12 protein-coding genes are annotated in these 11,362 nt (G+C 69.4%); 6 read left to right on the forward strand and 6 right to left on the reverse strand.

Translation table 11 applies throughout. From position 1 onward, the window contains the following. Nucleotides 1-223 precede the first annotated feature (223 nt). A complete protein-coding gene (locus tag ACWDS7_RS41570; RefSeq protein ID WP_451933764.1) occupies nucleotides 224-1,144 on the forward strand; it encodes an alpha/beta fold hydrolase in 921 nt (306 codons plus the stop codon). Between the two features lie 184 nt (nucleotides 1,145-1,328). Here ACWDS7_RS41570 and ACWDS7_RS41575 read toward each other — a convergent pair whose 3' ends face one another. Further along, nucleotides 1,329-2,366, reverse strand: a complete 1,038-nt coding sequence (locus tag ACWDS7_RS41575; protein ID WP_451933765.1) for a hypothetical protein — start codon at nucleotides 2,364-2,366, stop codon at nucleotides 1,329-1,331. A gap of 256 nt (nucleotides 2,367-2,622) precedes the next feature. Here ACWDS7_RS41575 and ACWDS7_RS41580 point away from each other — a divergent pair, with 256 nt between their 5' ends. Beyond that, complete coding sequence (locus ACWDS7_RS41580) at nucleotides 2,623-3,540, forward strand: DUF4158 domain-containing protein (protein WP_451933766.1); 918 nt, start codon at nucleotides 2,623-2,625, stop codon at nucleotides 3,538-3,540. 244 nt (nucleotides 3,541-3,784) lie between these two features. Here ACWDS7_RS41580 and ACWDS7_RS41585 read toward each other — a convergent pair whose 3' ends face one another. Beyond that, on the reverse strand, nucleotides 3,785-4,720 hold the full coding sequence (locus tag ACWDS7_RS41585) for a helix-turn-helix domain-containing protein (RefSeq protein ID WP_451933767.1): 936 nt from the start codon (nucleotides 4,718-4,720) through the stop codon (nucleotides 3,785-3,787). A 171-nt stretch (nucleotides 4,721-4,891) separates the two neighbouring features. Here ACWDS7_RS41585 and ACWDS7_RS41590 point away from each other — a divergent pair, with 171 nt between their 5' ends. Both ACWDS7_RS41590 and ACWDS7_RS41595 read left to right on the forward strand, forming a co-directional pair. Continuing rightward, nucleotides 4,892-5,140, forward strand: a complete 249-nt coding sequence (locus ACWDS7_RS41590) for a hypothetical protein (protein WP_306874046.1) — start codon at nucleotides 4,892-4,894, stop codon at nucleotides 5,138-5,140. Further along, nucleotides 5,137-6,483, forward strand: a complete 1,347-nt coding sequence (locus ACWDS7_RS41595; RefSeq protein WP_451933768.1) for a serine hydrolase domain-containing protein — start codon at nucleotides 5,137-5,139, stop codon at nucleotides 6,481-6,483. The genes ACWDS7_RS41590 and ACWDS7_RS41595 overlap by 4 nt, the downstream gene beginning before the upstream one ends. Nucleotides 6,484-6,648: 165 nt before the next feature. Here ACWDS7_RS41595 and ACWDS7_RS41600 read toward each other — a convergent pair whose 3' ends face one another. From ACWDS7_RS41600 to atpB, 4 genes are all read right to left on the reverse strand, one after another. Continuing rightward, the gene (locus ACWDS7_RS41600; RefSeq protein ID WP_451933769.1) at nucleotides 6,649-7,377 is read right to left on the reverse strand and encodes a recombinase family protein; all 729 of its coding nucleotides are present in this window, start codon (nucleotides 7,375-7,377) and stop codon (nucleotides 6,649-6,651) included. 187 nt (nucleotides 7,378-7,564) lie between these two features. Then, entirely contained in the window at nucleotides 7,565-7,798 is a 234-nt protein-coding gene (locus tag ACWDS7_RS41605) for a hypothetical protein (protein ID WP_451933770.1), read from the reverse strand. Nucleotides 7,799-8,059: 261 nt separating this feature from the next. Next, a complete protein-coding gene (locus ACWDS7_RS41610) occupies nucleotides 8,060-8,878 on the reverse strand; it encodes a putative protein N(5)-glutamine methyltransferase (protein WP_451933771.1) in 819 nt (272 codons plus the stop codon). Between the two features lie 265 nt (nucleotides 8,879-9,143). Then, nucleotides 9,144-9,917 carry a F0F1 ATP synthase subunit A gene (gene atpB / locus ACWDS7_RS41615; RefSeq protein WP_451933772.1) on the reverse strand — a complete coding sequence of 258 codons (774 nt, stop codon included), beginning with the start codon at nucleotides 9,915-9,917 and terminating at the stop codon, nucleotides 9,144-9,146. Nucleotides 9,918-10,185: 268 nt separating this feature from the next. On the opposite strand from atpB, the gene ACWDS7_RS41620 reads away from it, so the two are divergent. Continuing rightward, a complete protein-coding gene (locus tag ACWDS7_RS41620; protein ID WP_306874059.1) occupies nucleotides 10,186-10,668 on the forward strand; it encodes a nucleoside deaminase in 483 nt (160 codons plus the stop codon). Between the two features lie 227 nt (nucleotides 10,669-10,895). Continuing rightward, nucleotides 10,896-11,362 (forward strand): relaxase domain-containing protein (locus ACWDS7_RS41625; protein ID WP_451933773.1); only part of this gene is annotated, 467 nt, incomplete at its 3' end.

Genomic DNA, 11,362 nt, shown 5'->3' on the forward strand with positions numbered 1-11,362 from the left:
GTTGAGGCTGCTGCTCGGCGTCTGTGGATCGGTTTCATCCTTGACCGTCCCGCACCTTCTTCCCTGGCTCGGTCTGAAACTGGGCGTGACCGACGCCCGACGAGCACCGGCACGGGCCGGCGGCGAGCGCCGCGGGGACAACTCCTTACAGCATAAGTTATTGTGTCCACAGCAATACCTTACGCCATACGGAATTATCCGCCCCGGAGCTGGAGACGACTCGATGACCAAGGCAGAACTGCATGACGGAACCACTGTCGACGTGGAGGTCCACGGCACCGGCCCCACCCTGCTGCTCCCGGTCAACCCCAGACCGATCGAGGGAGCGCAGGCCGACGAGATGCGCAAGTGGGGCACCGACCCGGCCCTGGGCCGCTCCCTCATCGAGGGCCTCAGCGACGCCTTCCAGGTGGCCGCCTTCGACTACGAGGGGCACGTCCTGGGCAACCCCCGACCGGACACGCTGACACCCGCCAACGTCGCCGCCGACCTGCTCGCCGTGGCCGACGCCGTGGGAGCCGACCGATTCGCCTATTACGGCTACTCCTGGCTCGCGCTGAGCGGGCTCCAGCTCGCGATCCGGACCGACCGTCTCTCGGCGCTCGTCATGGGCGGCTTCCCGCCGCTCGACGGGCCGTACGAGGAGATGCTGCGTGTGACCATGGCGACCCATGAGATGGCCGTCTCGCCGCAGGACACCCCTGAGGCCCCGTGGACGGCGGCCGGCGAGACCTCGCGGACATCGGACGACGAGGCCCCGCAGGCGGTGACCGGTGAGGCTGCGCAGACGTCGGACGGGCCCGACTGGTCGTCGGTGGAGGTGACCATGACGACCGCGCAGACCATGCAGTTCGTCACGTTGTATCAGGCGTTGCAGGAGTTCGACGACCGGGCCGCCCAGGCGCGGATCGGCTGTCCCCGCCTCTGCTTCGCGGGTTCGGCGGACGAAATCGATTACAGCGAGCGCTGGGGCGGCGTGCACGTGAGCCTGGGCGGCAGGATCATGGAGCGGCGCGGGGAGCTCGAAGCCCTCGGCTGGGACGTGCGCATCCTGGACGGGCTCGACCACATGCAGGCCATGCAGGCCGCGCGCGTCCTGCCGATACTGCGCCCGTGGCTCGCCTCCCGGGTGGGGAGCCGCTAGCCACAGGCCACCGGCCGCCGGGGGCCTCCCTCCGGCGGCTGGGAACCTCCCTCCGGCGGCCGCGGGACATTCCGGACGGGGCCCGCGGAGCCCGAAGCCCGGAGGCTCGGAGGGAACGTCCGCCTCCCCGCGTTCACGGACCGATGTCGCTCACGGACCGACGCCCCTCACGGACCGATCTCGCTTACGGACCGATGTCGATGGCGAGCACTCCCCGGGCCTCCTTGCCCGAGCCGTAGCGGCCGCGCAGCATGGCCAGCTGCTGGTGGTGGGACTGGTCCGGATCGAGCCGGATCGGCCCCTCGGACGCCAGCAGGCTGTCGAAGTCGGTGTACAGCTCCACCCGCCGGACCTGCTCGCAGTGCTCCACCACCGTGCCGCAGGAGATCCGCAGGTAGTCGCCGGCACGGAGCCGGCGCACCGGGGGTGAGGCGATCTCGGGCAGCACCGTCACCCGGCCGGCCACGATCAGCCGGAAACGGCGCTCGGAAACGCTCATCACGAACGGCGAGCGGCTCACCCGTCCGGGGGGCATGGGTTTGCCCCGGGGCAGATGATCGCGGAGCGCGGAGTTATCGGCCCGGGAGCTTTCCCGGGCATGAGGGACGAGCTCATGTATCCGGGGCGGCGCATCCGCCGCTGTCGGGGACGGCGCATCCGGCCACGGAATACCGTCGCTCCCGGATACGTCGTCGAGGGCGATCTGCGAACCGCCCATTTCCCAGTCATCACACACCACGAGCCGTAGACGGTCGCGCGCTTCTTCCCGGGCGATCAACGCCTGGGCCCACGCCGTCAATGCCATGGCCCAGACCCGGCGCGCCCGGATGAGATCGGCGCGTGATCCGTTGCCCCGGCGGATCCGTTCGTATCCGTCGGTGGCCTGTTCGACCTGGTGACGGGCCTCGGAAAGCGCGACGGGAATGCCCGCGGGCCACCCGGCGCCCGGCATTGAATCCTCGACTCCGGGCATGTCCGGCCACCATAATCCGTCTTGGGACGATTCACGGGCGATCAGCGCACGGACCCATTCCATTTGCGCCCAGCTCCACGACTGGCGCGCCTGGTTGAGCTCGAACGCCGATCCCTTACCGGCCTCGACCGCGTCCTGGGCCCGGCCGTAACGGCCTTTGGCCCAATCCAATTCACGGCGCGCCTCTTTGAACCGGAGACGCGTTTCCTCTCGAGAGCTCAATATCTGACTTGCCGACAGATCACTCACGAGACATCACGCTACGGCAGCTATCCGACAAAATTCGGGCGGCAAGTCGCGGCGGCGGACAATGCGACCGTCATCCGTGAAAAACACGCGGCACCGCCCCGCCCGGGCGCGCACCCGCCGGCCCCGGGGCGACAGAGCCTTCGGCGCCCCCCGGCCCGGCGCCGCCGCACCGGGGGGACGGCCGGAATACGCCGGAAAGACACCGCGGGGCCTGAAGGCCGGTCGTTAGGGTGATCGTCGTCGTGGGGCGGCGCCGATGTCGGCCAGTCGACATCGCGTGTTCGTCCGCGAGCGGTTGGGCGTGGTGTACGACGCGCCCCGGATCCGGCGGATCGCCGAGGAAGCGATCCGCGAGGCGGTGCAGTCCAAGGACGACCCGGCCGACCTGATCAACGTGGCGCTGGAGGAGCTGATCCGGCAGCGGTGTGAGCTGACGGGTTACACCACACTGGACGCGATGGCCGCGTCGATCCGCACCGAGGTGAACACCGGGTTCTTCCAGACCGTGGCGGGACGGCTGAACGCGGCCGCGCGGGCGCGGCTGGCTCGGTTGCTGGTGGTGGACCCGGTGACTCGGTGCAGCGAGTTCGATCGGCTGAAGGGCGTGGCCAAGGCCGCGTCGCTGAGCAAGTTCAAACAGCGGCCGGCGCTGCTGGCCGACATCGAGGCGATCGGGCCGACCCGGGCCTGGCTGGAGGGTGTGCCGCCGGGGAAGGTCGGGCACTTCGCAGGGGAGGCGCACGTCATCGACGTCGCCGACATGCGCAAGGTGGACACCGACAAGCAGTTGACGTTGCTGGCCGGCTTCGTGCACACGGCCGCGACCGGGGTCCGCGACGACGTGGTGACGATGTTCTGCAAACGGATCGCGGCCATCCACAAGAAGGGCCGCGAGCATCTGGAGGCGTTGCGGGAGGCGCACCGGGCCGAGTCCGAGCGGCTGCTGGTGGTGTTCGGTGACGTGCTGTCGGTGGTGCCGGAGGCCATGACCCCGGCCACTGCCCCGACAGGCGATGGCGGCACCGTCGCGCCGGACGCCGTGGCCCCGGTGGTGGTCGCGGCGCCGACGGTGCAGGATGTGGCTGAGCGGGCCGTTGGGGCACGGGCTATTGCCACTGACCGTTCTGATGCGGCTGGTGTTGTCGAGGTGTCCACAAACCCGGTCAGTCGGTAAGGGTCACGGTGCGGCGGAAGGTGGCAGCGGCCTCCAGATCCGCGAGGGCCTTGCGCCGGCCGGCGGTCTCGTCCCTCGTCCATGCCGACCCAGTTCTGGCCGGCGAGCTCACCGACGTGTCCGGCGATCTCGGCCAGTTTGCTCAGGACGGTCCCAGCGCTCATGTCGCCGGTGGGGGTGAGGAATCGGTAGAGCAGCAGCGGGAGGCCGGCGGCTGAGGAGGCCATGGTGGTAGGGAGCATTTTCAGGGCTGAGGTTGCTCCAGCAAGCGGGCCTGGAGCGCTTCGCGCTGGGCGGCGGTCAGCCGGTCGGGGCTGGGCTCCATCGTGTAGGTGCCGCCCCCGGCCTGGAGCATGAGCGGGTCGGCCAGGGCCGGATGCCGATCGATCGTGTCGAGAGCCTCGGCCGCGCGCTCGGGTGGCCACTCCAGGGGTGCGGCGAGTTCGTCCAGGGTGAGCGCTCGCGCGCCGTACACCAGTGCGGCGATGACGGTCAGGGCGTCACGCACGGCGGCGTCTGTGAGGCTGCTGCCGTGCATCTGCTCGCTGAGCCTGGCGAAGAAGTGATTCATCTGGGTGAGCCGGACCCCGGCGGGCGTGTCGGCGCCGAAGAGCTCGATCCCGCGCCGGGTGGCCTCCGTGACGTTCGCGTGCGCCCTGGTGTCGGCCTGCCAAGCCCGCAGCCAGGCGTCCTCGTGGACGGTGTAGCGCTCCCGCCGCCCGCCGGGGGCGGCGGTCCGCCCCACCAGTTCCATCGTCTCCAGGTAGCCGATGGACTTGGACACCGAAGCTGGGCTTACCCGCAGCCGTTTCACCAGGTCGGCCGCGGTGAGGCCGCCGGCTTCCGCGGTGAGCAGGCTGGCGAAGACCCGGGAGGCCATCCGCTGCAGGCCGGTCCCTGACAGCAGGACCGCGAACTCCTCTACGAACTCACGCACCCGCTCGTCGGCCGACGGCGGCGGCTCGGGCTGGGTGGTCCTACGGCGGCGCGCGCGCTTCGCGGCGGCTTGCTGGGCACGATCGGCGAGGTAGCCACCGGAGCGTGAGTTGCGCGCCACCTCCCGCGAGATCGTGGACGTCGGTCTGCCCAGCCGTCTACCCATCTCGGCGTAGCCCACCCCCTCTGCCAGCCACAGCGCGATCTGCTGACGCTCATCGTGGGTCAGCCTGCTCCCGGGCATTGTTGGCCTCCAGTACTTTCACGAGCATCTCATTGCAACGAACGGCATTGCATTTCCCGCCATACCTGTTGCAACAATAGCTACAGATCCAGGTCATTGTGTTGACGAGACCAAAAATGCAACATAGCTTTCACTCTGTTGGAAACGTCATTGGAGGGTGAAATGCACGTCATGGCCATATCCACGATCACCGACGAGAAGCGGTTCTGGGATGCGCTGAAGAAGGCGCACGGCCGCCTGCCCAAGGGAGCGAAGTGGACGCTCGCGGTGGCCAGCACTGACGGGACCAGAGCAGTCAACATCATCGTCCACGACTCCATCGACGCCGTGCGGACCTTCTTCGACGATTACGCAGGCTCCGCCGCCAGAACGGAGTATCTCCAGGCCGACGCGGCCAACGCGGTGGGTCTGGCACGATGATCGAGGAGATCCTGGCGGACTACCAGGTCCCGGGCGCCACGATCGGCATCCTGCGGAACGGAGAGATCACCGACTTCGCGTACGGCATCAAGGACGTCACCACCCGGCAGCCCGCCACCACCGACACGATCTTCCAGTGCGGCTCCCTGACCAAGACCTGGACCGCGCTGGCCTTCATGCAACTCCTCGACGAAGGCAAGGTCGACCTGGACGAGCCGGTGCGCACCTACCTGCCAGACTTCCACGTCGCCGATCCCGACGTCACCGCGCGTGTCACCCCCCGACACCTCCTCAACCACACCAACGGCATCGAGGAGAACATCGGCGACCCCGGCGAGGACGAGGATGTCTACGAGAACATGGTCGCCAACATCGCCGACGCACCCCAGTTCGCCCCGCTCGGCCACACCCACGGCTACAGCGCGGCCCTCGGCTACGCGATCCTCGCGCGCATCATGGAGGTGCTCGACGGCAGCCGCTGGGACGCCATCATGCACGAGCGTCTCTTCTCCCCCATGGGGCTGACCAGCACGACCAGCTGGCGCGAGCAGGTGGACCCGGCGCGGGCCGCGACAGGACACCTGATTCGCTCCCTGGAGGAAGGCCCCATCGTCACGCCCGTGGACTACCTGCCGCGCTCCTTCGGTCCCGGCGGCAACATCAATTCCACGGCCCGCGAGGTGCTCGCGCTGGCGCACGTCCTTCTCAACGGCGGACAGGCGCCGAACGGCGCGCGCATCGTCTCGGCCTCCGCCGTCCGCGAAATGATGACCTCCCGTGTCCCCGTCCCCGATCCCTACATGTTCGGCCCGCAGTGGGCACTCGGCCTCATCGTGTGCGACTGGTACGGCGAGACCGTCTACGCGCATGACGGCAGCACCATCGGTCAGAACGCTCGCCTCCGTATCCTGCCGGACTCGGGTCTTGCCCTGGTGATGCTGACCAACGGCGGGCCACGGGAGAGCATGTACCACAAGGTGTTCAACGAGCTTCTGGGGGACCTGGGTGCTGGCGAGATTCCCGGCCTGCCTGACCCGGATCCTGGGCTCAGGCTCGACCCGGCTCGCTACGTGGGTGTTTATGAGCGGCCGGGGACTCGGTTCGAGGTGAGTGCCGATAGTGCCGGGCTTCGGCTGGCCACCTTCCTCGACCCCATGCAGGCGGCTTTCTTCGGGCGGCCGGAGCGCATCACCTACGAGCTGTTGCCGGTCAGTGAGACGCACTTCCTGATGCCGCCGAGCGATCCTCTGGAGGACACCCAGACTGTGGCGATCTACGACTTCGTGGATGGGCAGGCGCAGTATCTTCACACGAACTGCCGGGTACACCCCCGGAGCGAGTGAGTTCGAGGGGCATGTGTACGGCTTGCGCGATCCAGGAATCAGCCTCTTCTTCTCCATGCTCGGAGGAGTCTCGTAGCGGCTGCAGCCCGCTCGGCCAGGTCGCGTGGGTCGACGAGCGGGATCTGCGGCAGCGGCACGGCGCTCCTCCAGAGGCGTCGGGCCTGGTCACCGAACGGTGTCCTCGTCGGCCGCGATGGCACGCTGAGTGTCGAGCCGTGCGTCCGTGATGGTCTTATGGACGACGCCGATCGAGACTTCAACGCCGGCGGCGATGGTGCGGATTGATTCACCACGCTGACGGCGGACGAGGATGGCGGCGCGTTTGTCGTCGTCAACGACCGGTCGGCGGCCGCCAACCCTGCCGCGTTTGCGGGCGGCCTCCAGGCCGTTCTTGGTCTTGCGAGTGATGTCGCGGCGGCGGTCTTCAGCCAGGGCGAGGGCCAGGTCGAGAATCAGGGAGCGTTCGGTGTGCTCGCCGGCCGCGATGCCCTCCAGCACCTTGACGCCGACGCCGCGCTGGAACAGGTCGTTGAGGACAATGAGCCCTTCGAGGAGGTTGCGGCCGAGGCGGTCGACCTCCTGGACGGTCAGCAGGTCGCCGTCGCGGATGTGGGACAGCGCGTTCAGCAGTGCGGGCCGGTCGTCGGTGGCGAGCTTGCCACTGACCTTCTCCTCGAAGACCTTCAGGCAGATCGGATCGAGGACGTCGCGTTGCCGCTGGGTGCTCTGCTTGTCGGTGCTGACTCGGACCAAGCCGATGAGCGCCATCAGGAGCGCCCTCCGTTCATCAAACCTGTGGCGAAAGGTGGCTGAACGCTGCCGGAAAATGAACGGCCAGATGAACGCTTTGACGAGACACGGTGGCTCACTCGGACGCGTTTCGCCGACGTTCATTAGATGACCGTTAGACGAACACCCGAAGACGCCTCAGCCGATCACACCTCCGCGGCCCCTTTCTGCCATACCAGGAGGCCGTCCGAGGTGATGACGGGTATGGAGCACGGCGACGAGCGCCCGCCCCTCCTCAACGGCGTGGCCGGCAGCGGGTTCCTCGACGGGAAGACCGTGCGATCGCGCCCATTTACCGGGCCTGGCCGGAGGTGCCCATCGCCTCACCGATCTGCCGCCAGGAGTAGCGGCGCTCGCCCCGTCGGGCGGTCACCACGAGCTCACGGGCGACAAGGTCCCGTTCGGCGGCGAGCCAGCGGGCAGCGGCAAGCCGGGACAGGACCGGATCATCGGGGAAAGCGCGGGTCTCGGCCGCCCGCTCGCGCAAAAAGCGGCGCAGGGCAGTCCGGACGGGACCTGCGGTCAACGGCTTACGCGGCGAGGAGGCCATGCACCTATTGAGATCTAAGTTTCAGCACTTCAGACGCCACTCCCGGGCAGCACACAGCCTCGGCGGTGTCTTTCCGGCGTATTCCGGCCGCCTCCCCACCGGAGGGGACCGGTCCGGCAGGCCGCGGCGTACGGTGGGTACGGCCCGCCGTACGCCGCCGGGAGACCACACCGCTACAGGTCAGGAGGCCGCGGAAGACCGGCCCATGGTCCCGATGACGACAGTGGCGCTCACAGGTCAGGAGGCCGCGGAAGACCGGCCCATGGTCCCGATGACGACGGTGGCGTTCAGCTCGTCACAGCCGACCACCTGCGGGATCAGCCCGTTGCCGGCGATGGCCTCGACGGTCTGCGGCGCCTGGTGCTCGCCCGTCTCGACCAGCAGGCGGCCGCCCGGCGCCAGCCACAGCGGCGCCGCGGCGGCCACCCGCCGCACGATGTCAAGCCCGTCCGCGCCACCGTCGAGCGCCACCCGCGGCTCGTGTATGCGGGCCTCCGGGGGCAGCAGCCTGATCGCCTCGGTGGGCACGTAGGGCGGGCTGGCGATCAGCACGTCGACGCGGCCCCGCAGCGTGGCGGGCAGCGGCCCGTAGAGGTCGCCCTCGTACACCTGGCCGCCGACGGCGGCGAGATTGCGGCGGGCGCACCGCACCGCGGCGGGGTCGATGTCGACGGCGTGCAGCTCGGCCCCGTCCAGGGCCGCGGCCAGCGCGGCGCCCATCGCACCGGAGCCGCAGCACAGGTCGACGACGACGGCCCGGGACCCGGCGGTCCGGCGGGCGAGGCCGGCGGCCTGGTCGATGAGGAACTCGGTGCGGCGGCGGGGGACGAAGACCCCGGGGTCCACGGCTATCCGCAGGTCGCAGAACTCCGCCCAGCCGAGGACGTGCTCCAGGGGCAGGCCGGCGACTCGCCGGTCCACCATGTCGGCGAGGTCGGCCGGCGTCCGGGCCGTGGAGATGAGCAACTCCGCCTCGTCCTCGGCGAAGACACAGCCGGCGGAGCGGAGTCTGGTGATGACGGCGGATCGAGGCAGCGGGGAGGGAGAGACCGACACAGGAAGACCTTTCGGGATGCCGATGGGCGCTCCCGCGGTCACCTATGGCAGAGGGACCGCACGGCTGTGAGATGGGAGCACCCAGACTGATACAGCGGTAATGGGTCTCACCTCCTCGATCGTTCACTGCTGAGGACCGAAACGCTACCAGAGCCCGGCCACCGCGCGGACGGCCCCCAGCCTGGCCCGGGGAGGGGCCGGCGCGGTGAGCGGCCGGCGGCGCCCGCCGGCCTCCCCCCGCCCCGGGGCGCGCACCGGGGCCTCCTCAGTGCTCGGGATCGAGCGAGTCGCCGATGAACATGGCGGTGAGCAGCACGAAGAGGTATGCCTGGAGAAACTGGATGAACATCTCGAAACCGGTCATCACGATGGCCATGACCACGCCGAGCACGCCCACCGGGACACCCAGCGGGGTGGGCCGCTCGAACAGGAACCAGAAGCCCACCGCGCTGAAGAACGCCAGGAGCAGGTGTCCGGCGAACATGTTGGCGGCCAGCCGGAGCATGTGGGTGAACAGCGAGGTCACGAAGTTCTGCAGCAGTTCCAGCGGGATCAGCAGGACGTAGGCGAGCTTGGGCAGGCCGCGGGGGATGAGGTTGCTGACGTATGCCCCCGCCCCCCACTTGCGGACGCCCACGTAGATCTTGATGACGTAGACCGTGAGAGCCATCACCGCGGGGAAGGCCAGGAAGGAGGTGACGGGGAGCTGGACGAGCGGGATCACGCCCATCAGGTTCCAGATCCAGGTCAGCAGGAAGATGCTGAGCAGCAGGCCCATCCAGCGGTCGGCGTCCTTGCCGAGGAAGGGCCTGGCCGCGTGCTCGCGGACGAACAGATAGCCCATCTCCGCGATGTTCTGCAGGCCGCGCGGTACCAGCGCGGGCCTGGCGAAGGCCGCCCACAGCAGGGCGCAGATCAGGAGGGTCCCCACCCCGGCCATCAGGATCGGTTTGGTCAGCCAGTACGGCGCGCCCGGCCAGAGCGGGGGGAAGTGGAACAGGTCGAGACCTGGGGCCTGGAAGTCGTCGGACGGCCTCATTGACGGCTCCTTCGGAGGGATGACCTTTTGTGAAAGCTTTCACAAAGCCTGCCGCCCGGCTATTCCCCCGCGGGTCAACATCATGATCATGGGGCTGCGGCGCGCCGCGCCCGCCGGCGGCCCGGCGGACGCCCGGCACCGCGCGGGCACCCCGCCGGCGGTGCCGGGCGCGGTACCGGACCACGCCCGGCACCGCCTCCCCGGTGCGGGCGACCGGACGGGTCCAGGGCCTAGCATTGCGCTGAAGATCACATTCAGGGAGGTCATCATGGTGAACGACGCCGACCTGCGGCATCTGCGCCGCTGCGTGGAGCTGGCGGCCGAGGCCCTGCGGGTGGGCGACGAGCCGTTCGGCTCCGTGCTCGTCGCCGCGGACGGCACCGTCATGGCCGAGGACCACAACCGCGTGGCCTCCGGTGACCGGACCCGCCATCCGGAGTTCGAGCTGGCGCGCTGGGCCGCGGCGAACATGACCCCCGGGGAGCGGGCGGCGGCGACCGTCTTCACCTCGGGCGAGCACTGCCCGATGTGCGCCGCCGCGCACGGCTGGGTCGGCCTGGGCCGCATCGTGTACGTGAGCTCCTCCGAGCAGCTGGCGGCCTGGCTCACTGAACTGGGCGTCCCCGCGCCTCCGGTGCGGACCCTGCCCATCAACGAGATCGTCCCCGGTCTCGTGGTCGAGGGACCGGTCCCCGATCTCGCCGAGCAGGTGCGCGACCTGCACCGCCGTTTCCACACCGGCCCGTCCTGAGGGAGGCGGCGGCAGGCAGCCCGAGTGACGCGGGGCCCGTCCGGCCCCCGCCCCCGTCCGGTCCACCCGCGTCCGCGGACCTCCGCGCTCCCCCGCGTGTCCGGAGCAGCCGTCCCGCCTCACCCGTGACAGCGCGAGACGGCCCTGCCGGATACGCCCATAGACACAACATTGACGGATGAAGTAAAAATATCCGACAATCTTCTGTGATCTTGGGGGGATTCGCCATGGCTCGCCCGCACGCCATCGAAGGATCCATGCGGAGCGTCGAGCACCGGCTCCGGCAGAGCCACCTGCTCCTGCACGAAACCCGCCAGGGACGCCAGCCGGGGCAGCGCACCCTGAACTGGGCCGGCAACGGCCTGCGCGATCTCGGTCTACAGCCCGGCACCGTCCTGAGCGCCGAGCAGCGCCCGATCGCCCGGGCGTTGATGGACGGCCGCGATCCACGCACCGGGCGGCGGCTGGTCCGCGCCGGCAACCACGGCCATCAGGTCACTCTTGGGCTTCCGCGGTCCGTCAGCGTGCTGCACGGGCTGGCCCCGCACCACCTGGCCCTGCAGTTGGAGGACGCGGTGGCGGCCGCGGTGACCGAGACCGTGGCGGTCCTGGAGCAGTGGACCGCCTACGGACTGCGCGGCGGCAACGGCCGCCACCCCTCTGATTCCGATCTTGGTGTCGCTGGCGCTCAATC

The organism is Streptosporangium sp. NPDC003464 (assembly GCF_053588315.1).

What these genes read in the sequence shown, in the direction of transcription:
- ACWDS7_RS41570 (WP_451933764.1), top strand. Translation starts at nt 224, where the DNA reads ATGACCAAGGCAGAACTGCATGACGGAACCACTGTCGACGTGGAGGTC.
- ACWDS7_RS41580 (WP_451933766.1), top strand. Translation starts at nt 2,623, where the DNA reads ATGTCGGCCAGTCGACATCGCGTGTTCGTCCGCGAGCGGTTGGGCGTG.
- ACWDS7_RS41585 (WP_451933767.1), bottom strand. Translation starts at nt 4,720, where the DNA reads ATGCCCGGGAGCAGGCTGACCCACGATGAGCGTCAGCAGATCGCGCTG.
- ACWDS7_RS41590 (WP_306874046.1), top strand. Translation starts at nt 4,892, where the DNA reads ATGGCCATATCCACGATCACCGACGAGAAGCGGTTCTGGGATGCGCTG.
- ACWDS7_RS41595 (WP_451933768.1), top strand. Translation starts at nt 5,137, where the DNA reads ATGATCGAGGAGATCCTGGCGGACTACCAGGTCCCGGGCGCCACGATC.
- ACWDS7_RS41600 (WP_451933769.1), bottom strand. Translation starts at nt 7,377, where the DNA reads ATGAACGTCGGCGAAACGCGTCCGAGTGAGCCACCGTGTCTCGTCAAA.
- atpB (WP_451933772.1), bottom strand. Translation starts at nt 9,917, where the DNA reads ATGAGGCCGTCCGACGACTTCCAGGCCCCAGGTCTCGACCTGTTCCAC.
- ACWDS7_RS41620 (WP_306874059.1), top strand. Translation starts at nt 10,186, where the DNA reads ATGGTGAACGACGCCGACCTGCGGCATCTGCGCCGCTGCGTGGAGCTG.